The sequence below is a fragment of the Streptomyces sp. NPDC031340 genome (genome assembly GCF_055569945.1).
In genome coordinates, this window is the sequence record NZ_JBVIIE010000033.1 from 35,821 (window position 1) to 60,739 (window position 24,919).

The 24,919-nt window shown below is 72.6% G+C and carries 26 protein-coding genes and 1 pseudogene; 15 read left to right on the forward strand and 12 right to left on the reverse strand.

What is annotated here, in order from left to right:
* Positions 1–4 precede the first annotated feature (4 nt).
* Entirely contained in the window at positions 5–868 is an 864-nt protein-coding gene (locus ACZ5GT_RS24790; RefSeq protein WP_469030023.1) for a DUF4253 domain-containing protein, read from the reverse strand.
* A 64-nt stretch (positions 869–932) separates the two neighbouring features.
* On the opposite strand from ACZ5GT_RS24790, the gene ACZ5GT_RS24795 reads away from it, so the two are divergent.
* On the forward strand, positions 933–1,100 hold the full coding sequence (locus ACZ5GT_RS24795; protein WP_469030026.1) for a hypothetical protein: 168 nt from the start codon (positions 933–935) through the stop codon (positions 1,098–1,100).
* A 116-nt stretch (positions 1,101–1,216) separates the two neighbouring features.
* Here ACZ5GT_RS24795 and argS read toward each other — a convergent pair whose 3' ends face one another.
* Positions 1,217–2,980, reverse strand: a complete 1,764-nt coding sequence (gene argS / locus ACZ5GT_RS24800) for an arginine--tRNA ligase (RefSeq protein WP_469030030.1) — start codon at positions 2,978–2,980, stop codon at positions 1,217–1,219.
* Positions 2,981–3,108: 128 nt separating this feature from the next.
* Here argS and lysS point away from each other — a divergent pair, with 128 nt between their 5' ends.
* Positions 3,109–4,848, forward strand: coding sequence for a lysine--tRNA ligase (lysS, locus tag ACZ5GT_RS24805; RefSeq protein ID WP_469030034.1), 1,740 nt, complete (start codon positions 3,109–3,111; stop codon positions 4,846–4,848).
* Positions 4,849–4,950: 102 nt separating this feature from the next.
* Here the strand turns inward: lysS and ACZ5GT_RS24810 are convergent, their stop codons facing one another.
* The 3 genes from ACZ5GT_RS24810 to ACZ5GT_RS24820 all read right to left on the reverse strand — a co-directional run bounded on the left by ACZ5GT_RS24810 (position 4,951) and on the right by ACZ5GT_RS24820 (position 8,290).
* Positions 4,951–6,219 carry a DUF2637 domain-containing protein gene (locus ACZ5GT_RS24810; RefSeq protein ID WP_469030037.1) on the reverse strand — a complete coding sequence of 423 codons (1,269 nt, stop codon included), beginning with the start codon at positions 6,217–6,219 and terminating at the stop codon, positions 4,951–4,953.
* A gap of 156 nt (positions 6,220–6,375) precedes the next feature.
* Positions 6,376–7,293, reverse strand: a complete 918-nt coding sequence (locus tag ACZ5GT_RS24815) for a DUF3558 family protein (RefSeq protein WP_469030041.1) — start codon at positions 7,291–7,293, stop codon at positions 6,376–6,378.
* A gap of 133 nt (positions 7,294–7,426) precedes the next feature.
* On the reverse strand, positions 7,427–8,290 hold the full coding sequence (locus ACZ5GT_RS24820) for a DUF3558 domain-containing protein (protein WP_469030044.1): 864 nt from the start codon (positions 8,288–8,290) through the stop codon (positions 7,427–7,429).
* Between the two features lie 203 nt (positions 8,291–8,493).
* Here ACZ5GT_RS24820 and ACZ5GT_RS24825 point away from each other — a divergent pair, with 203 nt between their 5' ends.
* Positions 8,494–9,687, forward strand: coding sequence for an RtcB family protein (locus ACZ5GT_RS24825; protein WP_469030048.1), 1,194 nt, complete (start codon positions 8,494–8,496; stop codon positions 9,685–9,687).
* Between the two features lie 120 nt (positions 9,688–9,807).
* Here the strand turns inward: ACZ5GT_RS24825 and ACZ5GT_RS24830 are convergent, their stop codons facing one another.
* From ACZ5GT_RS24830 to ACZ5GT_RS24840, 3 genes are all read right to left on the reverse strand, one after another.
* Positions 9,808–9,954 carry a hypothetical protein gene (locus ACZ5GT_RS24830; RefSeq protein ID WP_469030285.1) on the reverse strand — a complete coding sequence of 49 codons (147 nt, stop codon included), beginning with the start codon at positions 9,952–9,954 and terminating at the stop codon, positions 9,808–9,810.
* Complete coding sequence (locus ACZ5GT_RS24835) at positions 9,954–10,730, reverse strand: SDR family NAD(P)-dependent oxidoreductase (protein WP_469030052.1); 777 nt, start codon at positions 10,728–10,730, stop codon at positions 9,954–9,956. The genes ACZ5GT_RS24830 and ACZ5GT_RS24835 overlap by 1 nt, the downstream gene beginning before the upstream one ends.
* Positions 10,731–10,806: 76 nt before the next feature.
* Positions 10,807–11,139 (reverse strand): YnfA family protein, encoded by a 333-nt coding sequence (locus ACZ5GT_RS24840; RefSeq protein WP_469030271.1) that lies wholly within the window; start codon positions 11,137–11,139, stop codon positions 10,807–10,809.
* 127 nt (positions 11,140–11,266) lie between these two features.
* On the opposite strand from ACZ5GT_RS24840, the gene ACZ5GT_RS24845 reads away from it, so the two are divergent.
* Positions 11,267–11,410 carry a hypothetical protein gene (locus tag ACZ5GT_RS24845; RefSeq protein ID WP_469030056.1) on the forward strand — a complete coding sequence of 48 codons (144 nt, stop codon included), beginning with the start codon at positions 11,267–11,269 and terminating at the stop codon, positions 11,408–11,410.
* Positions 11,411–11,466: 56 nt separating this feature from the next.
* Here the strand turns inward: ACZ5GT_RS24845 and ACZ5GT_RS24850 are convergent, their stop codons facing one another.
* On the reverse strand, positions 11,467–11,877 hold the full coding sequence (locus tag ACZ5GT_RS24850; protein ID WP_469030061.1) for a winged helix-turn-helix transcriptional regulator: 411 nt from the start codon (positions 11,875–11,877) through the stop codon (positions 11,467–11,469).
* 127 nt (positions 11,878–12,004) lie between these two features.
* Between ACZ5GT_RS24850 and ACZ5GT_RS24855 the strand changes: the two genes are divergently transcribed.
* Complete coding sequence (locus ACZ5GT_RS24855; protein WP_469030065.1) at positions 12,005–12,895, forward strand: NADP-dependent oxidoreductase; 891 nt, start codon at positions 12,005–12,007, stop codon at positions 12,893–12,895.
* Positions 12,896–13,034: 139 nt separating this feature from the next.
* On the opposite strand, the gene ACZ5GT_RS24860 is transcribed toward ACZ5GT_RS24855, so the two are convergent.
* Positions 13,035–13,829: a DUF6597 domain-containing transcriptional factor gene (locus ACZ5GT_RS24860; RefSeq protein ID WP_469030069.1), complete on the reverse strand. Its 795-nt coding sequence runs from the start codon at positions 13,827–13,829 to the stop codon at positions 13,035–13,037.
* A 119-nt stretch (positions 13,830–13,948) separates the two neighbouring features.
* Here ACZ5GT_RS24860 and ACZ5GT_RS24865 point away from each other — a divergent pair, with 119 nt between their 5' ends.
* From ACZ5GT_RS24865 to ACZ5GT_RS24905, 9 genes and pseudogenes are all read left to right on the forward strand, one after another.
* The gene (locus tag ACZ5GT_RS24865) at positions 13,949–15,067 is read left to right on the forward strand and encodes an LLM class flavin-dependent oxidoreductase (protein ID WP_469030075.1); all 1,119 of its coding nucleotides are present in this window, start codon (positions 13,949–13,951) and stop codon (positions 15,065–15,067) included.
* Positions 15,064–15,693: a CE1759 family FMN reductase gene (locus ACZ5GT_RS24870; protein ID WP_469030079.1), complete on the forward strand. Its 630-nt coding sequence runs from the start codon at positions 15,064–15,066 to the stop codon at positions 15,691–15,693. Before ACZ5GT_RS24865 ends, ACZ5GT_RS24870 begins: the two co-directional genes overlap by 4 nt.
* A gap of 192 nt (positions 15,694–15,885) precedes the next feature.
* Positions 15,886–17,351: pseudogene (locus ACZ5GT_RS24875) on the forward strand (nuclease/transposase family protein).
* Positions 17,352–17,436: 85 nt separating this feature from the next.
* Positions 17,437–18,174 (forward strand): response regulator transcription factor, encoded by a 738-nt coding sequence (locus ACZ5GT_RS24880; RefSeq protein WP_469030274.1) that lies wholly within the window; start codon positions 17,437–17,439, stop codon positions 18,172–18,174.
* On the forward strand, positions 18,175–19,656 hold the full coding sequence (locus ACZ5GT_RS24885; RefSeq protein WP_469030082.1) for a HAMP domain-containing sensor histidine kinase: 1,482 nt from the start codon (positions 18,175–18,177) through the stop codon (positions 19,654–19,656).
* Between the two features lie 129 nt (positions 19,657–19,785).
* The gene (locus tag ACZ5GT_RS24890) at positions 19,786–20,304 is read left to right on the forward strand and encodes a DUF3515 family protein (protein ID WP_469030277.1); all 519 of its coding nucleotides are present in this window, start codon (positions 19,786–19,788) and stop codon (positions 20,302–20,304) included.
* Positions 20,305–20,425: 121 nt separating this feature from the next.
* Positions 20,426–21,304 (forward strand): universal stress protein, encoded by an 879-nt coding sequence (locus tag ACZ5GT_RS24895; protein ID WP_469030087.1) that lies wholly within the window; start codon positions 20,426–20,428, stop codon positions 21,302–21,304.
* A 111-nt stretch (positions 21,305–21,415) separates the two neighbouring features.
* Positions 21,416–22,138: a hypothetical protein gene (locus ACZ5GT_RS24900; RefSeq protein WP_469030090.1), complete on the forward strand. Its 723-nt coding sequence runs from the start codon at positions 21,416–21,418 to the stop codon at positions 22,136–22,138.
* 166 nt (positions 22,139–22,304) lie between these two features.
* A complete protein-coding gene (locus tag ACZ5GT_RS24905) occupies positions 22,305–22,964 on the forward strand; it encodes a sigma-70 family RNA polymerase sigma factor (protein ID WP_469030093.1) in 660 nt (219 codons plus the stop codon).
* 157 nt (positions 22,965–23,121) lie between these two features.
* Here ACZ5GT_RS24905 and ACZ5GT_RS24910 read toward each other — a convergent pair whose 3' ends face one another.
* Entirely contained in the window at positions 23,122–23,403 is a 282-nt protein-coding gene (locus ACZ5GT_RS24910) for a metal-sensitive transcriptional regulator (protein ID WP_469030096.1), read from the reverse strand.
* Positions 23,404–23,429: 26 nt separating this feature from the next.
* On the reverse strand, positions 23,430–24,395 hold the full coding sequence (locus ACZ5GT_RS24915) for a hypothetical protein (protein WP_469030099.1): 966 nt from the start codon (positions 24,393–24,395) through the stop codon (positions 23,430–23,432).
* 181 nt (positions 24,396–24,576) lie between these two features.
* On the opposite strand from ACZ5GT_RS24915, the gene ACZ5GT_RS24920 reads away from it, so the two are divergent.
* On the forward strand, positions 24,577–24,849 hold the full coding sequence (locus tag ACZ5GT_RS24920; protein ID WP_469030280.1) for a heavy-metal-associated domain-containing protein: 273 nt from the start codon (positions 24,577–24,579) through the stop codon (positions 24,847–24,849).
* Positions 24,850–24,919: the final 70 nt, after the last annotated feature.

The window sequence follows — 24,919 nt, forward strand, 5'->3', positions numbered from 1 at the left end:
AGCCTCAGTCCCACCAGAACGACCACATCCGCTGGTCCTGGACCGCGTGCTCGGCGTACGCGCGCACCGTCTCGTGGTGTCCCTGGACGATGTTGTCCGGGCAGAACGCGAAGTGCTCGGCGGCCACCGCCTCGGCCTCGGCCCGGGTGGTGGGCGGCGCCGCGACCGACAGGACCAGCTGGTCGTAGGTGAGCGCGACGACGCGGACGCCGAAACGGTCCTCCCAGGAGCGCAGGACCGCGCAGAGCACGGCCGTGTCGTTCTCGTGGTTCAGCGGGCCGGGCCAGCCGAGGGCCGCCGGTATGTCGGCGGAGCGGCGGGCCGGGACCAGCGCGAGGCGGGGGTCCTCGAACCAGGAGCCGTCCTCCAGGAGGCGGTCGGCCGTCTCGGCCGCCCGGACGTCGGGGTCGGCGGACAGGGTCCGCTCGGGGGCGAGGCCGGGCCAGTCCGGGCCGAAGGGGGCGAGCGTCTCGTCGAGGGCCTCGACGGTCCCCTCCGGGTCCGGGTCGTCCTCCTCGACGCCGGACATGTCCGCCACGTAGTCCTCCCAGAAGCCGGCCAGCACCTCGTCGGCGTCATGGTCACCGGGGTAGGACATCTTCCAGGGCTGCAACTCCCACCGGTCCGGGCCGCCCACCCCGTCGCCGACGTCCACGAGCACCGGCAGCAGCCCGAGCCGGGAGGCGGGCCCGGCGAGCCGCGCCCAGTTGCCGGAGGACGCCGAGCGCCCGGCGTGCCACAGCAACGGCTCGTGCCACGCGCCCTCGCTCGTGGCGTCGATCAGTCTCCCGGGCGGGAGCTCCAGCCCGAGCGCACGCCCGCTCGGATCGGTCGCCAGCCTGGGCAACGGGTTGGGAAGGGTAGCCATGCCAGTGACTGTAGGCGCAGCCACTGACATTCATCCCGGTACCGGGTCCCGGCGGTGGTGGCGCGTGACCGTGGGCGACTTCCTCGCCGCCGGCCGGGACGGATTCTCCGTGTTCACCGAGGGCACGCGGGTCGCCCTCGACGGCAAAGACCTGAGCGCCCTGGTCGACTACCTCGGCGCGCACACGCCTCTCTCGCCACCGCCGCAGAACCGGATCGTGCAGGCCCCCTGACCGTTGACGAAGCCCCCCGGCGCCGTTGGATCCACGGCGGCCCGGGGGGCTTCTCCACGCATGCGGCCCCGGCGACGGAGCCCCGGTCGGAGGCGCCCCGGTCGGAGGCGCCCCGGTCAGAGGCGCTCGGGTGTCCTGATGCCCAGCAGGGCCATGCCCTCGTGCAGGGTGCGGGCCGTGATGTCGCACAGGAAGAGGCGGTTCTCGACCTGCTCGGGCGTCTCGGCCTTCAGGACCGGGCACTTGTCGTAGAACGACGTGTACAGCGACGCGAGCTGGTAGAGGTACGCCGTCAGCTTGTGCGGGGCGTACTCCCGCGCGGCCTCCGCGACCGTGTCCGCGAACTGGTCCACGTGCAGGCCCAACGCCCGCTCCGGCGCGGTCAGTTCCAGCTCCGGGTGGGCCGCCGGGCGTGCCTCGCCGGCCTTGCGGAGGATCGACCGGATCCGGGCGAAGGCGTACTGCAGGTACACGGACGTGTCGCCGTTCAGCGACACCATCTGGTCCAGGTCGAACTTGTAGTCACGGCTCGCCGACGTCGACAGGTCCGCGTACTTCACCGCGCCGATGCCCACCTGGGCGCCGCGCTCGGCGATCTCCTCCTCCAACAGGTCCTGCGCCTTCTCCCGGACCACCGCGCTGGCCCGCTCGATCGCCTCGTCGAGCAGGTCGACCAGCCGCACCGTCTCGCCCTCACGGGTCTTGAACGGCTTGCCGTCCTTGCCGAGGACCGTGCCGAACGCGAGCTGCGCCGCCGCCACGTCGTCGTTCAGCCAGCCGGCCCGGCGGGCGGTCTCGAAGACCATCCGGAAGTGCAGCGCCTGGCGGGCGTCGACCACGTACAGCAGGGAGTGCGCCTTCAGGTTGAAGACGCGGTCGCGGATCGCGGAGAGGTCCGTGGCCGCGTAGCCGTAGCCGCCGTCGGACTTCTGCACGATCAGCGGGACCGGGTTGCCGTCCGGGCCCTTGATGTCGTCGAAGAACACGCACAGCGCGCCCTCGGAGCGGACCGCGACGCCGGACTCCTCCAGCAGGCGGCAGGTCTCGGCGAGCATGTCGTTGTAGCCCGACTCGCCGACGATGTCCGCGTCGTGGATCTCCATGTCCAGCTTCTCGAAGACCGAGAAGAAGTAGATCTTCGACTCGTCCACGAACTTCTGCCACACCGCGAGCGTGTGCGGGTCGCCGGCCTGGAGGTCCACCACCCGGCGCCGCGAGCGCGTCTTGAACTCCTCGTCGGAGTCGAACAGTTGCCGCGCGGCCTTGTAGAGGCGGTCGAGGTTCGACATCGCCTCCTCGCCGGTGACCTCGGACGCCTTGTGGTCCAGCTCGTGCGGGTGCTCGTCCAGGTACTGGATGAGCATGCCGAACTGGGTGCCCCAGTCGCCGATGTGGTGACGCCGGACCACCGTCTCGCCGGTGAACTCCAGCAGCTTGACGACGGAGTCGCCGATCACCGCGGAACGCAGGTGGCCGACGTGCATCTCCTTCGCCACGTTCGGCTGGGCGTAGTCGATGACCGTGGTGCCCGGGGCGTCGGCGTACGGCACGCCGAGCCGGCCCTCGGGGTCGGCGGCCCGGGCGGCGAGGTTCCGGGTGATCGCCTCGTCGGTGACCGTGATGTTGAGGAAGCCGGGCCCGGAGACCTCGACGTCCTTGAACAGGCCGCCGGTCTCCACCCGCTCCACCACCCGCGCCGCCAGCTCCCGCGGGTTGGCCTTGGCCTTCTTGGCGAGCGCCAGGATGCCGTTCGCCTGGAAGTCCGCCCGGTCGCTACGTCGCAGCAGCGGGTCGGCGTCGGCGGCCTCCGGCAGGGTGGCCGAGAGGGCGGACGCGAGGCGCTGCTGGACGGAATCGCTGAGGGACGTGACCGAGGCCATAGGAAGGGGTGCCGTTCTCCTCGTGGGGATGGATAGACACACCCAGTATCCCATGGGGGGTAAAGCGGTTTTCCCGAGCGCGATCCGGTCTGTGAGAATGGGGTGTCACCCCGTTCAGAAAGAAGGACGTGCCGATCGTGGCTCAGAGCACCGAGACCACCGACTGGGTCTCCCGTTTCGCGGATGAGGTCATCGAGGAGTCGGAGCGTCGGGCCCCGGGCAAACCGGTCGTCGTCGCGTCCGGTCTCTCCCCCTCCGGCCCCATCCACCTGGGCAACCTCCGGGAGGTCATGACCCCGCACCTGGTCGCCGACGAGATCCGCCGCCGCGGCCGCCAGGTCCGGCACCTGATCTCCTGGGACGACTACGACCGGTTCCGCAAGGTGCCGGCCGGGATCGCGGGCGTCGACGAGACCTGGGCGGAGCACATCGGCAAGCCGCTGACGTCCGTGCCCGCGCCGAAGGGCTCGCCGCACCCGAGCTGGGCCGAGCACTTCAAGGCCGCCATGGTCGACTCGCTCGCCGAGCTGGGCGTGGAGTTCGACGCCATCAGCCAGACCGAGCAGTACACCTCCGGCGCCTACCGCGAGCAGATCCTGCACGCCATGCGGCACCGGCAGGACATCGACGCCATCCTGGACCAGTACCGGACCAAGAAGGCCCCCGCGAAGAAGACGCAGAAGCCCGTCGACGAGGCCGAGCTGCAGGCCGAGGAGGGCTCGGGCGCCGCGTCCGAGGACGACGGCTCCTCCGGCTCCGCCGGGTACTTCCCGTACAAGCCGTTCTGCGGCAACTGCGAGAAGGACCTGACGACGGTCACGTCCTACGACGACGAAACGACCGAGCTGACGTACAGCTGCACCGTCTGCGCCTTCTCCGAGACCGTCCGGCTCAATGAGTTCAACCGCGGCAAGCTGGTCTGGAAGGTCGACTGGCCCATGCGGTGGGCGTACGAGGGCGTGATCTTCGAGCCGAGCGGCGTCGACCACTCCTCCCCGGGCTCCAGCTTCCAGGTGGGCGGCCAGATCGTCGGCATCTTCGGCGGCAAGCAGCCCATCGGGCCCATGTACGCCTTCGTCGGCATCAGCGGCATGGCCAAGATGTCGTCGTCGCGCGGCGGGGTGCCCACCCCGGCCGACGCCCTGAAGATCATGGAACCGCAGCTGCTGCGCTGGCTGTACGCCCGGCGCCGCCCCAACCAGTCCTTCAAGATCGCCTTCGACCAGGAGATCCAGCGCCTCTACGACGAGTGGGACAAGCTCGACGCCAAGGTCGCCGACGGCTCCGCGCTGCCGGGGGACCTGGCCGCGCACGCCCGCGCGGTCGGCACGGCGAGCGGTGAGCTGCCGAGGACGCCGAGGCCGTTGCCGTACCGGACGCTGGCGTCGGTCGCCGACATCACCGCCGGCCACCAGGACCAGGCGCTGCGGATCCTGTCCGAGCTCGACCCGGACAACCCGCTCACCTCCCTGGACGAGGCACGGCCGCGCTACGACAAGGCCGAGGCCTGGATCAACACGCACGTGCCCGCCGACCAGCGGACCATCGTGCGCGACGAGCCCGACGCCGAGCTGCTGAAGTCCCTCGACGAGGCCTCCCAGCAGTCCGTGCGTCTGCTGCTCGACGGCCTGGAGTCGCACTGGTCGCTGGACGGCCTGACGCACCTGGTCTACGGCGTGCCCAAGGTGCAGGCCGGGTTCGCCGCCGACGCCACGCCCAAGGAGCTGCCGCCGGAGATCAAGACCGCCCAGCGGTCGTTCTTCGCGCTGCTGTACCACCTGCTGGTGGGCCGGGACACCGGCCCGCGGCTGCCCACGCTGCTGCTGGCGGTCGGCCAGGAGCGGGTGCGGCGCCTGCTCGGCGAATAGCCGGCGGCCGGACGGCAATCCGACGGCAAACGGAAGGGGCCCTCGCTGCGAGGGCCCCTTTTCCGTGCGCCCGTACGCCCGGGCGCTCTCACCTCATGGGTGTCAGGCGATGTGCTCGTCCGTCAGTTCCGCGTTGAGGCGGTTGGAGAAGCGGTTCACCATGCGCTTGGCGTCCGCCTCGGGGAGCGCGATGCCGTACGTCGCCTCCACGTCCGCGATGAACCCGCGGGGAGTGGGCGCTCCGTTCCCGCTCTTTATCGACTCACGGAAGACCTGGTAGTACGCGTCCTCGCTCGGCTCCGGGGGGCCGCCGCCCTCGCCCAGCTCCCGGGTGCGGCCCGGGCTCACCGGGATGGGGAAGCTGCCGGTCTCCTCCGGGGACGGCTCCTCCGCGTACGGCTCCTCGGCGTACTGCTCCTGGTACTGCTCGGCCTGCTGCTGCTCCGCGATCCACTGGGCGTACTGCTCGGGGTCGTACGTGGGGTCGTAGTCGCCGTGGTACTCGATCTCCTGCGGGTGCCGGGCGTGCAGCCAGGGGCTCTCGTCCGGGTCGGGCTCCGGCTGCGGCGCGGGCGCCGCCTCCACCGAGCGGACGCCGACGGGCGCGACGGCCTGCGGCCCCGCTGCCGGCACCGGCACCGACGCCTGCACCGGTGCGGGAGCCGGGGGCAGCACCGCCGGTTCGATGCCCGCCGCCGCCAGCCCCGACGGGGCCGTCTCGGCCAGCGGGACCCCGTACCGGGCCAGCCGCAGCGGCATCAGCGACTCCACCGGGGCCTTCCTGCGCCACGCCCGGCCGAACCGCGACCGCAGCCGCGCCTGGTACACCAGCCGTTCCTGCTCCAGCTTGATGACCTGCTCGTAGGAGCGCAGCTCCCACAGCTTCATCCGGCGCCACAGCAGGAACGTGGGGACGGGCGAGAGCAGCCACCGGGTGAGGCGGACGCCCTCCATGTGCTTGTCGGCCGTGATGTCGGCCATGCGTCCGATGGCGTGCCTGGCCGCTTCGACCGAGACCACGAACAGAACCGGGATCACCGCGTGCATGCCGACGCCCAGCGGGTCCGGCCAGGCGGCCGCGCCGTTGAAGGCGATCGTCGCCGCCGTCAGCAGCCACGCCGTCTGGCGCAGCAGCGGGAACGGGATGCGGATCCAGGTCAGCAGGAGGTCGAGGGAGAGCAGTACGCAGATGCCCGCGTCGATACCGATCGGGAAGACGTAGGAGAAGTTCCCGAAGCCCTTCTTCAGCGCCAACTCGCGGACGGCGGCGTAGGAACCGGCGAAGCCGATGCCGGCGATGATCACGGCGCCGGTCACGACCACGCCGATGAGAACGCGGTGCATCCGAGTCAGCTGCAGTGGCGCGGCCACCCGTACTCCCCTCCCCTTGCGTGTTGTTGCGCGCAACAGAGTGGCACATGTGTACGGCGGACATGGTGCCGGTACGCCGGGAGCCCGGCCCGCGAGGGGGGCCGGGCTCCGTCGGAAAGCGGGGCTGAGCTGGGCATGGGCACCTGGGTGTGACAGTCAGCTCTTCTTCGACGCTGTAGCGGACGAGGACGCCTTCACGGCCTTCGACGCCGACGCGGACGCCGACTTGGACGGCGACGCGGACGCCGATTTCGACGCCGACTTCGTGGGCGAGGGACTCGTCGTGCCCGAATCCGTGCCGCCGGAGCCCGCGCCGCCGTCGCCGTTGGCCGCCGCCACCGCGGCCACCGTCTCCTTGGCCGCCTTCTCCGCGAGCTTCATCAGCGTGTCGGCGTCCGGGGTCTTGTCGCCGGCCAGGCCCGCGCCGTTGTAGTCGACGGTGACGACGACGTTCTCCACCCGGGTCACGACCGTCTGCTGCTTGAAGGACCCTTCCTTCTTCTTCAGGTCGTAGCGCACCGACGTCGCCTCGTCGCCCGTCCCGGAGACCGGCTGCGACTTCGCGTTCTTCGCGCCCGCCACCGACTGGGCGTCCTGTATCTGCTTCTCGTAGTACGCGTGCGCCTGCTTGTCGCCCTCGCCGCGCGAGACGTCCGAGTCGAAGCGCAGCAGCGAGACGTTGAGCCAGCGGAACTGCGAACCCTTCACGCCGTTGTTGTCCAGGCTGTTCCAGGAGCAGCTGGCCCGCGTCGCCGTGTCGTCCGACGTGCCCTCCTTGCCCGACTTCGCGCCCTTGGGCACCAGCGAGGTCAGCGTCTTCTTCGACAGCACGTCGCACGACTGCGGCAGCTTGGAGTACGCCGCCGCCGGCACCGTCGGCGACGCGCTCGCGGACGCGGACGCCGTCGCGCCGCCGGAGTTCTTGCCGCCGCCGTCGTCGGAGCCGGAGTCCGAGGAGCAGCCGGCGACGATCAGCATCACCGGCACCGCCGCCGCGCAGACCAGGATGCGGCCCCTGCCCCTCGCTCGCTGGTCTCGCTCGTTCCGCCGGTCTCGCTGTGCTGGTCGCTGCATGGTTCCTTCACTCATGACACTCGTGGTTCCTGCGGTCGGATCGGGTCCGAGGGGCCACGGTACGCGGTGGGACAGGTGTGCGTTTCCGCTTCGCGCGCTTCGCGGACGGGCGGGCGGGGGAGGGCGAAGGGTGCTAACCGGCCAGCGCGTCGGCCAGTTGGGCGGCCAGTTTCCTGGCCTTGTCCTGCATTTCCTTGCTGTCCGGGACGACGCCGACGGCCGCCGGCTGCTCCTCGTACTCGATGGTGACGATGACGTTCGACGTGCGGAACGCCACAGTCACCGTGCGCTGCTGGGCCGTCGAACCGGAGCTGTTCAGTTCGTCGTCCAGGAACGCCTCGTCGCCCAGGCCGTCCAGCACCCGGGGCTGGAGGTCGGCCGGGGTGACGGAGGAGGAGGCGCTCGGGGCGGCGGAGGCGCCGGCGCTCCCGGCGGACGCGCCCTTGGACGCGCCCTTCGAGTTCCCCTTGGAAGCGCCGTCGGAGGTGTCCTCGGAGGTGCCGGTCGGCGAGGCCTTCGGTGTGCCGGCGGTGGCGGAACCCGTCGGCTCGGGGAGGTCGGCCGCCGCCCGCAGGGCCGCGAACAGGTCCTGTGCCTGGCTGTCGTCGCTCACGGAGTTGTCGTACGACACCACCCGCTCGAAGTCGACGAGGAGATGGTCGGTCGCGGACGCCGACTGCACCTTCCAGCGGCAGCCGACCTTGCGGTCGGTGTCGTACGTCAGCGTCGCCTCGCCCGCGTACGCCTTCTCCCGCTGGTCCTCGTCCGTGATCTCCTTGATCCCGGGCAGCAGCGAGTCGAGGGTGCCGTGGCCGACCGCGCCGCACGGCTCCGGGAGCGTGCGGTACCGGCCCGGCTGGGCCACGGCCGTCGCCGTGCCCGCGTCGCCGGGGTTGGCGTCGTCGGTCGGGCTGTCGCCGCCCGAGCCGCCGGTGCAGCCGGTCAGCAGCGCCGCGAGGAGCGCGGCGACGCCGGTTACGTACGCCTTCCGCTGCACGGTCAGGCCCCTCTCGACGGTGGGTGGTGTCCGGTGATCACAGTGTCCCCGCTGGTTATTCGCTTGCCGCACGGGGGCGCTCGCAGAACACAATGTCTATCGCACGCATGGCCGTGGACGCCGGTCCGTCATCCCTTTCGTCGACCTTGGCACCGGTTTTGCGATTTCGGGCTTCTGTTCATTTTCGGGGGAATGAGGGCGTCATGTCATACGTGGAGATACCCGGGGCCAAGGTTCCCATCCGCATGTGGACCGACCCGGCGACGGTCGAGGACGGGGCGCTGCAGCAGCTGCGCAACGTCGCGACCCTGCCGTGGATCAAGGGCCTGGCGGTCATGCCGGACGTGCACTACGGCAAGGGCGCGACGGTCGGCTCCGTCATCGCCATGCGGGGCGCCGTCTGCCCCGCGGCGGTGGGCGTGGACATCGGGTGCGGCATGTCCGCGGTGAAGACGTCCCTGACGGCGAACGACCTGCCCGGCGACCTGTCGCGGCTGCGCTCGAAGATCGAGGCCGCCATCCCGGTCGGGCGCGGCATGCACGACGACCCGGTCGACCCGAGCCGCCTGCACGGCTTCGCGACGTCCGGATGGGACGACTTCTGGAACCGGTTCGGCGGGGTGGCGGAGGCGGTCAAGTTCCGTCACGAACGCGCCGGGAAGCAGATGGGGACGCTCGGATCGGGCAATCATTTCGTCGAGGTTTGCACCGATACGACCGGTTCTGTCTGGTTGATGCTGCACTCCGGTTCGCGCAACATCGGCAAGGAACTCGCCGATCACCACATCGGCGTGGCCCAGCAGCTCCCGCACAACCAGGGCCTGGTCGACCGCGACCTCGCCGTCTTCATCGCGGACACCCCGCAGATGGCGGCCTACCGCAACGATCTGTTCTGGGCGCAGGAGTACGCGAAGTACAACCGCTCGATCATGATGGCGCTCCTGAAGGACGTGATCCGCAAGGAGTTCCGGAAGGCGAAGCCGGTCTTCGAGCCCGAGATCAGCGCCCACCACAACTACGTGGCCGAGGAGCGCTACGACGGCATGGACCTGCTGGTGACCCGCAAGGGCGCGATCCGCGCGGGCTCCGGCGAGTACGGGATCATCCCCGGCTCGATGGGCACGGGTTCCTACATCGTGAAGGGACTCGGCAACGAGAAGGCGTTCAACTCGGCGTCCCACGGCGCCGGCCGGCGCATGAGCCGCAACGCGGCCAAGCGCCGCTTCTCGGCGAAGGACCTGGAGGAGCAGACGCGGGGTGTGGAGTGCCGCAAGGACTCCGGTGTCGTCGACGAGATCCCGGCCGCCTACAAGCCGATCGAGCAGGTCATCGACCAGCAGCGGGACCTGGTGGAGGTCGTGGCGAAGCTGAAGCAGGTCGTCTGCGTCAAGGGCTGAGGCGCATGCCCACCGGCGGCGGGACCGCGTCCCTCCGCCGGCCCCGGCCCGCCCCGGCCGGCCCCCGTCTGCTCGGCGCGCCCGCTTCGCGCGCCTGTGCCGCGCGACTGCTCCGCGCGCCTACTTCGCGTGCATCACCGCGAAGATCATGACGAAGGCGACGACGTGGATGCCGAAGAGGAAGTAGCCGAGGTAGTACCAGACGTAGCGCTCGCGCTTCTTCTCCAGGGCGAGGCGGCGTTGCTCGGCGTCGTGGGCGGTCGGCATCACAGCTCCCGGTGCACTTTGGTGTTCGACGCCTGGGCGCGCGGGCGCAGGACCAGGAGGTCGACGTTGACGTGGCTGGGGCGGGTGACCGCCCACGTGATGGTCTCGGCGACGTCGTCCGCCGTCAGGGGTTCGGCGACGCCCTCGTAGACCCTGGCGGCCTTCGCCGCGTCGCCGCCGAAGCGGGTCAGCGCGAACTCGTCCGTCTTGACCATGCCGGGCGCGATCTCGATGACCCGGACCGGCTGCCCGACGATCTCCAGGCGCAGGGTCTCGGCGAGGACGTGCTCGCCGTGCTTGGCGGCGACGTAGCCCGCGCCGCCCTCGTAGGTGCCGTGGCCGGCGGTGGAGGAGACGACCACCACGGTGCCGTCGCCGCCGGCGATCAGCTTCGGCAGCAGCGCCTGGGTGACGTTCAGCGTGCCGAGGACGTTCGTCTCGTACATGGTGCGCCAGTGGGCCGGGTCGCCGGTGGCGACGGGGTCGGCGCCGAGCGCGCCGCCCGCGTTGTTGACCAGCACGCCGACCGTGCGGAAGGCGGTGGCGAACTCGTCCACCGCCGCGCGGTCCGTCACGTCCAGCGGGTACGCCGTCGCCGCGTGCCCGGCCGCCTCGATCTCCTCGGCGATCGCCTCGATGCGGTCCTTGCGGCGGGCGGTCAGCACGACCCGGTAGCCGGCCGCGGCGAGCTGCCGGGCCGTGGCGGCGCCGATACCGCTGCTCGCGCCGGTGACGACGGCGATGCGGGAGGCGGCGGACGGTACGGCGGGGGCCATGGGCTGCTCCTCGGGACGCGCCATTTCGGACGATCGTTGCTGACTACAGGTGACTACAGGGTATAGAGCCCGGCTCTCAGTTCCGCGGCGCCCACATGATCACCGCCATGCCGGCCAGGCAGACCAGCGCGCCGGTGACGTCCCAGCGGTCGGGGCGGTAGCCGTCGGCGGCCATGCCCCACAGGATCGAGCCGGCGACGAAGACACCGCCGTACGCGGCGAGGACGCGGCCGAAGTGGGCGTCGGTCTGGAAGGTGGCGACGAAGCCGTACGCGCCGAGGGCGAGGACGCCGCCGGTGATCCACGGCCAGCCGCGGTGTTCCCGCAGGCCCTGCCAGACCAGCCAGGCGCCCCCGATCTCGAGGACGGCGGCGGCGACGAACAGGGCGGCGGAGCGGAGGATCGACATGCCGGACATGACGCGCAGCGTGCCACAGGCGGTGTCACCTGTCGGACGGCGCCTGCCGCCCGCCCGGCGTGGGATACATCCGTACGTCCGCTGCCGGGTCCTGGGGCCTGCGCGGGGACGGCGCCGCATGTGGGACCGGCTGGGCGGCGGCTGGTACGCCCTGTTCGCCGGGCTGGACGACGCGGAACTCGCCGTGATCGTCGGGCACATGAGGCGCACCGCGGACTTCAGCGCACGGCAGGTCGCCCGGCTGCGGGCGGGCGGGGCGTAGCCGGGGCCATCCCGCCGAGGGGGCCGGTGGCTGCCCCGCCGAGGGGTGGCCGGGGGCTACCCGTCGGCGCCGTTCTCGGCGTCGTAGCGCTCGCGGGCCTCGTGGACCTCCTCGATGTGGGTTTCCGCCCAGTCCTTCACCGCGGTCAGCAGCAGTGCCAGGCTGCCGCCGAGCGGGGTGAGGGCGTAGTCGACGCGGACCGGGACGGACGGGGTGACGGCGCGCGAGACGATGCCGTCGCGTTCCAGGGTGCGTAGCGTCTGCGTCAGCATCTTGGGGCTGACGCCCGCGATCTTGCGGCTGAGGTCGCTGTAGCGCATGGGTCCGGCGGACAGCGCGGCGACGACCAGGCTGACCCACTTGTCGCTGAGCCGGCCGAGGAGCTGGTTGGTGGGGCAGGCCCGGATGAACGCGTCGTACTCGACACGCGCCCGCTCGCGCCGCTGGGCCGCGGTCATGGTCGCCATGCTTCCCTCCCGGGTAGGTAGGCACCTTCGGGTAACTACTTCCTGATGGATAGTAACTCTTCCTAGGGTTGTTGTCGTCAGCGGGCGGAAGATCCGCCCGCGGGGCAGGCGACCGGGGAGAGTTGACATGCGAGCTGCAGTGGTGACCGAGTTCGGCGGGCCCGAGGCCGTGCGGATCGTGGACGCCGAGGTGCCCGAGCCGGCCGCGCGGCAGGTGCGGATCAAGGTGGCCGCGACCGCGCTGAACCCGGTGGACGCGGGGGTGCGGGCCGGCGGCTTCGGCGGCGCGGGCAAGCAGATCGGGCTCGGCTGGGACATCGCCGGGACGGTGGACGCGACGGGGGTGGCCACCGCGTGGGAGGCGGGCGACGAGGTGGTGGCGCTGGACTACGGCATGGTGAAGCCGCTGGCCGCGCACGCCGAGTACGTCGTCGTGGACGCGGACGCGGTGGCGCTGGCGCCGGCCACGGTGGACGCGGTGCGCGCGGCGACCCTCCCGCTGAACGCGCTGACCGCCGCACAGGCCCTGGACCTGCTGCGGCCGGCCCCCGGGCAGTCGCTGCTGGTGACCGGCGCGGCGGGCGCGGTCGGCGGGTTCGCGGTGCAGCTCGCCGCCCACCGCGGGATGTCGGTGACCGCGCTGGCCAGGGAGTCCGACGCGGAACTGCTGCGGTCCCTGGGGGCGGCGCACGTGGTGAGCGGCGCTGTCGAACCGGCCGGCTTCGACGCCGTGCTGGACGCGGCGGTCCTGGGGGAGACGGCCCTGGAGTGGGTGCGGGACGGGGGCGCGTACGTCGGCGTCATCCCGCAGGCCCACCCGGCCCCGGTGCGCGGGGTGCGGACCGCCGCGGTGGAGGTGAGCGCCGACGGAGCCCGGCTGGCGGAGCTGGCGGGGCTGGTGGACCGGGGCGTGCTGACGCTGCGGGTGGCCGAGACGTACGCCCTGGAGGACGCCGCCGAGGCCCACGCCCGGCTCGCGGAGGGCGGGCTCCGCGGGCGGCTGGTGCTGATCCCCTGACGCCGCGGGCGGTACGGGGCCGTCGGCGCAGGCGTCGCGGACCGGGCCCGCAGCGCGCGGCGGGCGGACAGGGGGTGGCAGTGTGCGCGGCGGCGGACAGGGGGGGTATCCGGGTGCGCACGCGCCGGGTGCGAGCCCGTCAGCGCACGCGCTGTGTCGCGTACACCGTCGGCGGCACGCCCACCGTCGCCGTGAAGTCGCGGATCAGGTGGGCCTGGTCGGCGTAGCCGAGGTCGGCGGCCAGGCGGGCCCAGTCCACGTCCCGGTCGGTCTCGGCGCGTTCCAGGGCCTCGTGGATGCGGTAGCGCAGGACGACCCACTTGGGGCCGACGCCGACGTACGCGGCGAACAGGCGCTGCAGGAGCCGTACGGACAGGCCCTCGGCGCGGGCGAATTCGCCGACGCGGCGGATGGCGCGGTCGGTGCGGATGCGGTCGGCGAGCGCCGTCGCGAGGTCGGCCTGGGGGTCGGGGCGGGGGCCGAGGCCGAGCAGGAAGGCGTCGAGGGCGGCGACCCGGGCGTCCTCGTCGTCCGGGTCCAGGACGGCCGCGGTGTCGGCGTGCGGGAGCGGGACGCGCCGGCCCGTCCACGCGCTCACCGGCCGGTCGGGGAAGAACGGCCGGAAGCCGCCCGGCCGGAACTGGATCCCGCACACCCGCCCGCTGCCCTCCAGCTTCTGCGTGAACAGGTCCAGCCCGATGCCGGCCACCTCGGCGAACGGCTCCTGGCCCGCCAGGCGCTGGAAGACGATGTTGACCGACGGGTGCGGGACCACGTGCGAGGCGTACGGCTGGGCGAGGTCGAAGTCGATCAGCCAGTAGTGCTCCAGGTAGGGGCGCAGCGGTTCGGCGGGCTCACGGCGGCGGAAGTCCACGCGCGCGAAGAGTTCCGCGGCGTCGACGATGCCCCGGGTGTCACGGCGTGGTGCGGCCATGCGGGGATGGTAGGGCGGGGCACTGACATCGACGCCGGTTCTCAGGAAGGGAATAGGGGGTGACGGGCGGTCGTTGAGCGTTATAGTTGAACGGTCAACAACTTGGAGGTTGAGCGACCATGCAGTTCGGCATCTTCAGCGTCGGCGACGTCACCCCGGACCCGACCACGGGCCGTACGCCGACCGAGCGCGAGCGCGTCAAGGCCATGGTCGCCATCGCGCTGAAGGCCGAGGAGGTCGGCCTGGACGTCTTCGCGACCGGCGAGCACCACAACCCGCCGTTCGTGCCGTCCTCCCCGACCACGATGCTCGGCTACATCGCGGCGAAGACGGAGCGTCTGATCCTCTCCACGTCCACCACGCTGATCACCACCAACGACCCGGTGAAGATCGCCGAGGACTACGCGATGCTCCAGCACCTGGCCGACGGGCGGGTGGACCTGATGATGGGCCGCGGCAACACCGGCCCGGTCTACCCCTGGTTCGGGCAGGACATCCGCCAGGGCATCAACCTCGCCATCGAGAACTACGCCCTGCTGCGCCGCCTGTGGCGCGAGGACGTCGTCAACTGGGAGGGGAAGTTCCGTACGCCGCTGCAGGGCTTCACCTCCACGCCCCGCCCGCTGGACGGCGTACCGCCGTTCGTCTGGCACGGCTCCATCCGCTCCCCGGAGATCGCCGAGCAGGCCGCCTTCTACGGCGACGGCTTCTTCCACAACAACATCTTCTGGCCCGCCGACCACACCAAGCAGATGATCGAGCTGTACCGGGAGCGCTACGCCCACTACGGGCACGGCACGCCCGAGCAGGCGATCGTCGGACTCGGCGGCCAGGTGTTCATGCGCCGCAACTCCCAGGACGCGGTCCGCGAGTTCCGGCCGTACTTCGACAACGCGCCGGTGTACGGGCACGGGCCGTCGCTGGAGGACTTCGCCGAGCAGACCCCGCTGACCGTCGGATCCCCGCAGCAGGTGATCGAGAAGACGCTCGCCTTCCGCGAGTACGCCGGCGACTACCAGCGCCAGCTGTTCCTGATGGACCACGCCGGGCTGCCGCTGAAGACCGTGCTGGAGCAGCTCGACCTGCTGGGCGAGGAGGTCGTGCCGGTGCTGCGCGAGGAGTTCGCCAAGGGGCGCCCGGCCGACGTGCCCGAGGCGCCGACCCACGCCTCCCTGCTCGCCGCCGCCCGCAAGGACCAGGTTCAGGAGAAGCAGGAGAAGGAGGAGTCCCTCGCATGAAGCTCGTCGTCGTCTCGGCGGGGCTGAGCGTGCCCTCGTCCACCCGGCTGCTGGCCGACCGGCTGGCCGCCGCGGTGGGCCGGCAGGCCCCGGCCGAGGTCCGGTTCGTCGAACTGCGCGACCTCGCCGTGGAGATCGCGCACAACCTCACCAACGGGTTCCCCGGCCGGAACCTGGCCGCCGCGCTGGAGGCGGTCGCGGAGGCCGACGCGCTGATCGCCGTCACGCCGGTGTTCTCGGCGTCGTACAGCGGGCTGTTCAAGTCCTTCTTCGACGTCCTCGACCGGGACGCGCTCGCGGGCACGCCGGTGCTGATCGCGGCGACCGGCGGCTCGGCCCGCCACTCCCTGGTCCTCGAACACGCCCTGCGTCCCCTCTTCGCCTACCTGCACGCCGTGGTCGTCCCGACCGGCGTGTACGCCGCCTCCGAGGACTGGGGCGCGGAGGGCCTGGAGGGGCGGATCGAGCGGGCGGCCGGGGAACTGGCGGCCCTGACGCGCGGGCTGCCGGCCGCCCGGACGGCAGCCCGGCCGAACGGGGACGGCCTGCGGGTGGTGCCGTTCGAGCAGCAGCTCGCGGCGCTGTCGCCCGCCGGCGCGCCCGACCCGGGAACGACACGGGCGTGAGGGTTGTGGACTGCTGGTGGCTGACTGCGCACAGGTGTGCTCGGGCGTGCATGAGTGAGTGTCCGGGCTGTGGCACGTGCACCTCATGGACGGGAACGAGGGTTCCCTGGTCGCATGTGTGACCTTTGCCGGTGGTGGTCGTTGAGCGTGGTGACGGACTTTTGGCCGGCGGGGGGATGGGGGTGATCGGGGGTGGGTTGGTTGCGGGAGTTGGCGGCGCCGTTCGTCGTCCCCGGTCCGTCGGGTGTGGCGGTCCGTGACCGGCTCAAGCACCTGAGCGCCGAGGACGAGCGGGTTCTTCGTCTGGTCGGTGACCATCTGGGCACGCTCGCCTCGCGGGACCTGAAGGCGCGGTGCGCGGCCGGGCTGGACCATGACAGCGAGCAGTGGGCCGCGCGCAAGCGGGCTGTGACGGAGGCGTCTTCCTCCCGCTGGGCCGGGTCAATCACCAAGGCCACCCACGATCAGTGGGCGCTGGCCCGGCGCGGGCAGCTCGCGCACCTCCAGAGCCTGGAAGCCGGTGTGGCCATGATCGCGCACCGGCTGTCGCTGCCGGTGGGGGAGAAGGGAGCCGGGCGGGTTCCGGGCGGATACCGCAGCAGGCGGGAGTGGCATGCCAAGGCGCGCCGTCTGCACGTGCTCGCCGGCCGGCTGAAAGCGGTCCGGGCGGACTGGGAGGCCGGAGTCGTGCACGTGGTGCGGGGCGGGAAGCGGCTGCTGAACACCCGCCACCACCTGGATGCCGCGCAGCTCACCGAGGAGCAGTGGCGCATGCGGTGGCAGGCCGGGCGCCGGTTCCTCCAGGCCGACGGCGAGTCCGGGAAGCGGTTCGGCAACGAGACCGTCCGCGTCACTCCCGGTGGCGAGGTCTCCCTCAAGCTCCCCGCGCCTTTGGCGTATCTGGCGAACGCGCCGCACGGCCGGTACGTGCTCGCCTCCCGGGTGGCGTTCGCGCACCGGGGCGAGCAGTGGGCCGACCGTATCCAGGCGAACCGGGCCGTCGCCTACCGCATCCACGAAGACACCGCCCGCGGGCGCTGGTACCTCACCGCCTCGTGGACGATTGCCCCGGTCAAGACCGTGCCCCTGGCCGCGGCCCGCACGAACGGACTGGTCGGCGTCGACACCAACGCCGATCACCTGGCCGCCTGGCGCCTGGACACCCACGGCAACCCCGTCGGCGAACCCCTCCGCTTCGGCTACGACCTGACCGGCACCAGCAGCCGCCGCGAGGCCCAGGTCCGCCACGCGCTGATCTGGCTGCTGCACTGGGCCGCACGGCACCACCTCGCGATCGCGGTCGAAGACCTCGACTTCCAGGCGGAGAAGACCCGCGAGAAACACGGCCGCCGCAGGAAATTCCGCAACCTCGTCTCCGGCATGCCCGTCGCCAGGCTGCGCACCCGGCTCGTCAGCATGGCCGCCGAACTCGGCATCACCATCGTCGCCGTCGACCCCGCCTGACCGTCCAGGCCCGACCGGGCATCCCGGAGCGTGAGGGACCCCGCCCCCGCGTCCCCGGACCACGGACACGATCCGTACGCGCCGGACACGGAGCGAACGCGGGCGACCAGGACACCCAACACCGCTCGGGGCATCCGGCTGAGCATGAGTTCTGGCGACAGGACCCACTCCCGCTCAGTCTTCAGGAACGGTGAGAGACCGGTAAAAGGGTGGTCCCGGGCAGGCCCGCCCACGCTGCGGCGCCGCGGGCCTTGGCACACTGAAGCCGTGTCCCACACCGTGCTGCTCGCCGAAGACGACCGCGCCATCCGCCATGCCCTGGAGCGCGCCCTGACCCTGGAGGGCTACCGGGTCACCGCGGTCGCCGACGGCGTCGAGGCACTGGCCCAGGCCCACAGGACGCCACCGGACGTGCTCGTCCTGGACGTGATGATGCCCGGCATCGACGGACTCCAGGTGTGCCGGGTGCTGCGCGCCGAGGGCGACCGCACGCCGATCCTGATGCTGACCGCTCTCGTCGAGACCGCCGACCGCATCGCGGGCCTGGACGCGGGCGCCGACGACTACGTCGTCAAGCCGTTCGACGTGGAGGAGGTCTTCGCCCGGCTGCGCGCGCTGCTGCGCCGCACCAGCCCTGATCCCGGGCCCGGTCCGGCCGGCTCCGCGACGGCCGGCCCGGCTGTGTCCGGCGCGCCGAAGGAGCCGGCGGTCCCCGACCGGCAGATCGAGGCGGCCGGACTGCGCATGGACGTACAGGCCCGGCGCGCCTGGCGCGGCGAGCGCGAGCTGGAGCTCACCCGCACCGAGTTCGAGCTGCTGGAACTGCTGGTGCGCAACGCCGGGATCGTCCTCGACCACTCCACCATCTACGACCGCATCTGGGGCTACGACTTCGGGCCCGGCTCCAAGAACCTCGCCGTGTACGTCGGCTACCTGCGCCGCAAGCTCGACGAGCCCGGCGCGCCCGCCCTGATCCACACGGTGCGCGGCGTGGGTTACGTGCTGCGGGAGGACTGAGTGGGCCGCCTCGGGCGGCTGCCCGCGATCAGACGGCCCGGGCTGGTGTCCCTGCGGACCACGTTCGCGGTGTCGTTCGCCGCCGTCACCGCCGCCGTCACCGTCCTCGTCGGCGTCCTGTCGTACAGCGCCGCCGCCCGGCTGGTGCGCGTCGACCAGGAGTCCGTGTTCGACCAGGTCGTGCAGGACGTACGGGACGAGGTGCGCAGGCACCGGCTGACCACCGAGGACTTCTTCTCCTCGGCGCCGGGCCACGACGTGGTACGGCCCGCCCGCACGGACGTGCAGGTGCTCGGGCCGGACGGCTCGGTCGTCGACCCGGGCCGGCCGGGACTGCCCGTGACCGCCGCGGACCGCGACGTGGCCGCGGCGGCGCGCGCCGGTGCGCTGGCCGAGCACCGGGACGTCGACGTCGGCGCGGACGTCTACCGCGTCGCCACCGTCGCGCTCGGCCAGGGGCGGGGCGCGGTGCAGGTGGCGCAGGAGTTCAGCGACACCGAGGACCTGCTGCGGGCACTGCAGCAGCGCACGCTGACCCTGATGGCCGCGATCGTGACGGCCGCGGGCCTGTTCGGCTGGTGGCTGGCCCGGCGCATCACCCGCCGGCTCGTCGTGCTCACCTCCGCCGCGGAGGACGTCGCGCGGACCCGGCAGCTCGACGTCCAGGTGCCGGTCACCGGGTACGACGAGGTCGGCCGCCTGGGCCGGGCCTTCGACCGGATGCTGGGGCGGCTCGCCCAGTCCGAGGAGGACCAGCGGCGCCTGGTCCAGGACGCCGGGCACGAGCTGCGCACGCCGCTGACCTCGCTGCGGACGAACATCTCGCTGCTCCGGCGGATCGACGAACTCCCGCCCGCCACCCGCGAGGACCTGGTCGCCGACCTGTCCCAGGAGGCCCGCGAACTGACCGACCTGGTCAATGAGCTGGTCGACCTCGCGGCCGGCCAGTCCGACACCGAGCCGCCGCAGCGCGTCGACCTGGCCGACCTCGCCGAGGACGTCGCGGGGCTCGCCCGGCGGCGCACCGGACGGGAGATCGTCGTGCGGGCGGCCGGCGACACCGGCACGGACGGGCGGCCGGGCATGCTGACCCGGGCGATCTCCAACCTCGTCGAGAACGCGGCCAAGTTCGACCCCGAGTGCGCCGGGCCCATCGAGATCGACGTCACCGGCCCGGCTCTCCCGCGCACCGGGCCCCGCTACGGCGGGGAGGACCCCGTCGGTCCCGTCCGCATCGAGGTCCTCGACCGCGGCCCCGGCGTCGCCGACGCCGACCTGATGCGCATCTTCGACCGCTTCTACCGCGCCGCCGACGCCCGCTCCCTGCCCGGCTCCGGCCTCGGCCTGTCCATCGTGCGGGAGGTGGCCCTGTCCCACGGCGGCGCCCCGTTCGCCTACCGGCGGTCCGGGGGCGGGTCGGCGATCGGCTTCACGGTCGGCGGCGTGCCGACGGCGGGCGTGTGGGGCGGGGGGCCCGCCTGACCTACGGCGGCCGGCGGTCGGCGGCTGGGGACAGGGGGAGGCGGGGGCCGGCGGCCTAGGGGGCAGGGGCCGAGGGGGCGCGTGGCCGGTGGCAGACTGCGCGGCGGGGGAAGGAGCAGTGACGTGGTCATGCTGCGACGGGGGAGACACCGGACGATCGCCCCGGCCGTTGTCGTCGCCCTGGCCGGTCTGGTCGTCGGCGCCGTGTTCGCCGTGTTCGCCGTACGCGCGGCGCACCCGGCCGTGCCCGGCGTCCCGGCGCGCGGCGACGCGCCGGAGTGCGCGCGCATCGCCGGGGACTACCCGGCGGTCCTCGACGGCCGGCGGCTGTCCGGCACGGGCCGGCCGGGGCTCGCCGTCTGGGGCGACGGCGCGGTGACCCTGCGCTGCGGACTCCGGCCGCCGGCGGCGACCGTCGATCCGTGCGTCGACGTCGACGGCGTGGACTGGGTGTGGGACCAGTCCGCGTCCCACGACGGCCGCAGGGTCCTGGTCACCTACGGGCGCGACCCCGCGGTGGAGATCTCCGTCGCCGAACGGGTCACCGGGATCGACGCGGTGCTGGTCGAGCTGAGCCGCACGGTCGAGCCCATCCGGCAGCGCTCCGAATGCGTGGGGGACGACGACGTGACCGCCCCGGCCGGGTGAGCCGGTTTCGCCCGCGGGGCCGTCCGGCCCATGCGGTATGCGACGTGTTGGCGGAGGCTGGGAGGGAGCAGCGGACGCGGGCGACGACGCCGGCGACGGACCCGATCGCCGGAGGTGCGACATGACGAAACCGGTCGTGGTGGGCGTGGACGGCTCGCCGTCCGGCATGGAGGCGGTCGAGGCGGCGGCGCGGGAAGCGGAGCGGTGCGGAACCGGGCTGCGGCTGGTCCACGCCTTCGGCTGGCCGTCGGGCCGGGTGCCGCCCGGCGTGCCGCCGTGGAATCCGGGCGCCGCGGGAGTGCGCGAGCTGGTCGACGGCACGCTGACGCACGCCGAGGAACGGGCGCGCGAGGTCGCGCCGCACGTGGAGATCGCTCGCGAGGTCACCGTCGGCGAGCCGCTGATGGTGCTGGAGATCGAGTCGCGCACCGCCTCGCTGGTCGTCGTCGGCAGTCGTGGACTGGGGGCCTTCGGCACCCTGCTGCTCGGTTCCACCGCCGTGCACCTGGCGGCCCACGGCCGCTGCCCGGTGCTCGTGGTCCGGGGCAAGCCCGACCCGGCCGCTCCCGTGCTGCTCGCGGTCGACGGCTCTCCGGCGGGTGAGCGGGCCGTCGAGTTCGCCTTCGCCGAGGCGTCGCTGCGCGGGGTGGGCCTGCTGGCCGTGCACGTCTGGAACACCTGGACCGACGGCGCCCACCAGGGCCCCGGCGACCCGCTCAACGTGACGGACAACCTCGACCATCTCGTGGCCGCGGAGCAGCGGCTGCTGGACGAGACGCTGGAGCCGTGGGAGAAGCGCTGGCCCCAGGTCGCCGTCGACCGGCGCCTGGTGCGCGCCCGCGTCCGCTCGACCCTGATCGAGGCCAGCCAGGAGGCACAGCTGGTGGTCGTCGGCGCCCGCGGCCACGGCGGCTTCACGGGCCTGCTGCTGGGCTCCGTCAGCCAGGCCCTGCTGCACCACGCGGCCTGCCCGGTCGCCGTCGTCCGCGGTGAGGGATGAGCGGGGAAGCCGCTCGTGGGCAGGATCACACCCGCGGTGCTGAGTGCGTCACCCGTACCCCGGCCGTACCCACGGATGATGGGTGATGTGCGGATGCGAGGATGAGACGCCATGACAGCAGGGTGGTGGTCTCGCACGATACGGGCCGCGGTGTTCGCGGCCGTTTGCGTGCTGCTCGCCTCCCTGGGCCACGTCATGATGTCCGGCGACCACGTGCCCGCCTGGACGCTCGTCGCCGGTACGGCCGTGACCGGCGCGGTGGGCTGGGCCCTGGCGGGCCGTGAGCGCGGGCTGCCGCTGATCGTGGCGGTCGTGGTCGCCGCCCAGACGGGCCTGCACACGGCGTTCTCGCTCGCCGCGACGAGCGGGGGCACGCCCTCCACGGGCGCGGGCGGCGCCGCCGCCATGAACATGGGCTCCGTGAACATGGGCTCCGTGAACATGGGCTCGATGAATATGGGCTCAATGGACATGGGCTCTGTGGGCGCGGGCCACATGAGCCACATCGGCCACATGAGCCACATGGACCACGGAGCTCACCTGGCTCCCTCCGCGCCCGACTCGTCGTCGTTCGGCATGCTCGCCGCCCACCTGCTGGCCGCGCTGCTGTGCGGACTGTGGCTGGCGTACGGCGAGAAGGCCGCCTTCCGCATCCTGCGCGCCGTCGCCGGATGGCTCGCGGCGCCGTTGCGGCTGCTGCTCCTCGTACTGCCCGCGGTCCCCGACCGCCCGCGCCCGCGCGTGCGCCGCCACGGCCCCGACCGGGCGCCGCGCCTTCTCCTCGTCCACGCGATCACTCACCGGGGTCCGCCCGCGGGGACCGCTGTCGCCTGACGACAGCCGGCTTCCCGGGGCGGCCCCTGTGCGGCGCGTCCCGGGCACCGGCCGTACGCCCCCGCCGCTGCGGGCGCCGTACGGCCGTCTCCCCACTTCACCGGACCGCCCCGCGCCGCTGCCCGCGCGCCCCGGTCCGGATCACGGACGACGAGAAGGACACCACGTGATCACTCCTGTCCTGCCCGCCCCGCGCGGCACGAGCGACAACAGCGGCGAACACGGTGCGAGCCACGACGGCGGAGCCGGTGACGCGACGGCGTCGCGCGACGACTCGATCACCGCCTGGGCGCTCGCCGCGCGCGGCGGGGACGCGGACGCCGTCGAGCACTTCGTGCGCGCGCTGCACCGGGACGTGCGGCGCTACGTCGCCCACCTGTGCGGCGACCCGCAGGCCGTCGACGACCTCGCGCAGGACACGTTCCTGCGCGCGCTCGGCAGCCTGCACCGTTTCGAGGGCCGCTCGTCGGCCCGGGCGTGGCTGCTGTCCATCGCCCGGCGCGCGGTGATCGACAGCTACCGGTACGCCTCCGCGAGACCCCGGCTGTGCGACGTGCCGGACTGGCAGCTGGCCGTCGAGAACGTCCAGCCGCAGGACCTGCCCGGCTTCGACGACGGCGTCGCCCTGCTCGACCTGCTGGCGTCGCTGCCCGACGAGCGCCGGGAGGCCTTCGTCCTCACCCAGCTGCTCGGCCTGCCGTACGCGGAGGCGGCCGAGGTCAGCCACTGCCCGGTCGGCACGGTCCGCTCCCGCGTGGCCCGCGCCCGGGCGGCCCTGATGGACCTGCTGGAGGACCCGGCCGACCCCGCCCTTCAGGCGGCCTGAGCCGGGACGGGCCGGTGCCGACGTCCTCCGTCGGCACCGGCCGACGCCGGCACCGGCTGCTCGACACCCTCGCCCCGGCCGCCTTCGGCGTGTCCCGCGCCCCGGCGGTCCGCCCCGGCGGTCACCTGGTCGTCGGCCGTCGTGTTGCCGTCGCTCGTCAGGAGCGCACGAGACGGGCGATGGCGTCGCTCGCTTCCCTCAGCTTGATGTCGCCGCTGTCACCGCCGTCCGCCACGGCGGTGCGTACGCAGGTGTCCATGTGCTCGTCGAGCAGTTGCAGCGCGAAGGACTGCAGGGCGCGCGTGGTGGCGGAGATCTGGGTGAGGACGTCGATGCAGTAGGTCTCCTCTTCCACCATTCTCTGCAGGCCCCGGACCTGTCCCTCGATCCGCCGCAGTCGCTTGTGCACGTCCTCTTTTCGCATGCTGTAGCCGGCCATCGGCTGCTTTCCTCCTGCTCGCGGGGTCAGTGCTGGTGGTTGCCGCCGGTGTGCTCTTCGCCGGCCGAGGGCTGCGGCGTGCCGGCGGGGGCGGTGTCTCCGGCCCGGACGGTGAAGGCCGCGGTGCGGACGGTGCCGTGGTGCTTGAAGTCGAGGAAGAGGCGGTACGTCCCGGCGCTGGGCGCGGTGGCGGTGAAGGAGATCTCCGGGCCGGGCTCGGTGGTGCCGTCACCGGGTTCGCCGTTCGGGTGGACGTGGAGGTAGGCGAGGTCGCCGGAGCGCAGGGCGACCAGGTGGCCGTACGCGCCCAGGTAGGGCTCCAGATCGGTGACCGGGCGGCCGTCCCGGCTGACCCCGAGGGTCAGCTCACCGGCTTCGCCGGGGCGCAGGGCGCCGTTCAGGGTGACGGTGTAGCCGTCGACCGTGGCGGTGGCGGCGGGTCGGGGCAGAGCCGCCGCCTCGTAGGTGCCGGAGGCGGCGAGGTCCGCGCCGAGGGTGAGGCCGGTGGCGCCTTCGGCGTCGGGGGTGAAGTCGGCGAAGACGCGGTAGGCGCCTGCGGTGGGCAGGTCGACAGGGGTGCTCCAGGTGCCGTCGGCTGCCCGCGTGGGGTGCAGGTGCCGGTAGGTGACCAGGTCGCGGGAGGCCAGGATGAGGTGCAGTTCCTTGCCGTGCTCGCGTCGGTACGAGATCAGCCGCCGTCCGTCCTGGTCGCGGATGACGAAGCGGAGTTCGCTCTTTCGGCCCGCGGTCACGCGAGGGGTTGTGAGGTCCAGGGTGTAGCCCGCCTCGGATATCTGCAGACCCGCCGGGGTCGTGTCCGCGTGTTCACCGTGGCCGGCGTGGCCGGCGGGTGTCGGGCGGTCGTGTGCCGCGTGGGCTGTCGAGCCCCGGTCCGGGGCGGCGGGGTCGACCGCGCCGCCGACACCGTAGGCGGTGCCGAAGCCGGCCGCGAGCGCGGCAGCGAAAACAGTGATCTTCAGGCCGGTGTTCATGACGTGCCCTCTCTCCTCGGCGTCGCCGGCTTGGGCTGGATGTGACCCCGACTATATACCCCAGGGGGGTATATGCAAGGGGTTGTTGGCGCTTGCCAAACATACCCCCTGGGGGTATATCTGGTTGGTGTCAGCAATACCCCCAGGGGGTATAAGCGATCGTCTTCTCTTGGAGGAACCCATGTCCTGCTGCACCACTGACGGCAGCTGCTCCACCGGTACCGCCGTGGCCGTCGAGGGCATCGCCACGGTCTACGACGTCTCCGGGATGACCTGCGGGCACTGCAAGGCCACGCTCACCAGGGAGATCGGCGCCGTGGATGGCGTGCTGGCGGTCGATGTCGACCTCGCAGCCGGCCAGGTCACCGTCACCACGGCGGACGAGCCCGACGACGCGCTGCTGGCCAAGGTCGTCGACGACGCCGGCTACGAGCTGACCGGCCGCGCGTCCTGAAGGACCCGCACACCGGCCGGGTCCGCCCGCGGGCCCGGCCCCCCTCGCTCGACACAGTCCCTTTGCCCCG

What these genes read in the sequence shown, in the direction of transcription:
- ACZ5GT_RS24835 (WP_469030052.1), bottom strand. Translation starts at nt 10,730, where the DNA reads ATGGCCCCCGCCGTACCGTCCGCCGCCTCCCGCATCGCCGTCGTCACC.
- ACZ5GT_RS24825 (WP_469030048.1), top strand. Translation starts at nt 8,494, where the DNA reads ATGTCATACGTGGAGATACCCGGGGCCAAGGTTCCCATCCGCATGTGG.
- ACZ5GT_RS24790 (WP_469030023.1), bottom strand. Translation starts at nt 868, where the DNA reads ATGGCTACCCTTCCCAACCCGTTGCCCAGGCTGGCGACCGATCCGAGC.
- ACZ5GT_RS24900 (WP_469030090.1), top strand. Translation starts at nt 21,416, where the DNA reads ATGACAGCAGGGTGGTGGTCTCGCACGATACGGGCCGCGGTGTTCGCG.
- ACZ5GT_RS24840 (WP_469030271.1), bottom strand. Translation starts at nt 11,139, where the DNA reads ATGTCGATCCTCCGCTCCGCCGCCCTGTTCGTCGCCGCCGCCGTCCTC.
- ACZ5GT_RS24870 (WP_469030079.1), top strand. Translation starts at nt 15,064, where the DNA reads ATGAAGCTCGTCGTCGTCTCGGCGGGGCTGAGCGTGCCCTCGTCCACC.
- ACZ5GT_RS24845 (WP_469030056.1), top strand. Translation starts at nt 11,267, where the DNA reads ATGTGGGACCGGCTGGGCGGCGGCTGGTACGCCCTGTTCGCCGGGCTG.
- ACZ5GT_RS24865 (WP_469030075.1), top strand. Translation starts at nt 13,949, where the DNA reads ATGCAGTTCGGCATCTTCAGCGTCGGCGACGTCACCCCGGACCCGACC.
- ACZ5GT_RS24830 (WP_469030285.1), bottom strand. Translation starts at nt 9,954, where the DNA reads ATGCCGACCGCCCACGACGCCGAGCAACGCCGCCTCGCCCTGGAGAAG.
- ACZ5GT_RS24910 (WP_469030096.1), bottom strand. Translation starts at nt 23,403, where the DNA reads ATGGCCGGCTACAGCATGCGAAAAGAGGACGTGCACAAGCGACTGCGG.
- ACZ5GT_RS24920 (WP_469030280.1), top strand. Translation starts at nt 24,577, where the DNA reads ATGTCCTGCTGCACCACTGACGGCAGCTGCTCCACCGGTACCGCCGTG.
- ACZ5GT_RS24815 (WP_469030041.1), bottom strand. Translation starts at nt 7,293, where the DNA reads ATGCAGCGACCAGCACAGCGAGACCGGCGGAACGAGCGAGACCAGCGA.
- ACZ5GT_RS24890 (WP_469030277.1), top strand. Translation starts at nt 19,786, where the DNA reads ATGCTGCGACGGGGGAGACACCGGACGATCGCCCCGGCCGTTGTCGTC.
- ACZ5GT_RS24895 (WP_469030087.1), top strand. Translation starts at nt 20,426, where the DNA reads ATGACGAAACCGGTCGTGGTGGGCGTGGACGGCTCGCCGTCCGGCATG.
- ACZ5GT_RS24850 (WP_469030061.1), bottom strand. Translation starts at nt 11,877, where the DNA reads ATGGCGACCATGACCGCGGCCCAGCGGCGCGAGCGGGCGCGTGTCGAG.
- argS (WP_469030030.1), bottom strand. Translation starts at nt 2,980, where the DNA reads ATGGCCTCGGTCACGTCCCTCAGCGATTCCGTCCAGCAGCGCCTCGCG.
- ACZ5GT_RS24855 (WP_469030065.1), top strand. Translation starts at nt 12,005, where the DNA reads ATGCGAGCTGCAGTGGTGACCGAGTTCGGCGGGCCCGAGGCCGTGCGG.
- ACZ5GT_RS24915 (WP_469030099.1), bottom strand. Translation starts at nt 24,395, where the DNA reads ATGAACACCGGCCTGAAGATCACTGTTTTCGCTGCCGCGCTCGCGGCC.
- ACZ5GT_RS24860 (WP_469030069.1), bottom strand. Translation starts at nt 13,829, where the DNA reads ATGGCCGCACCACGCCGTGACACCCGGGGCATCGTCGACGCCGCGGAA.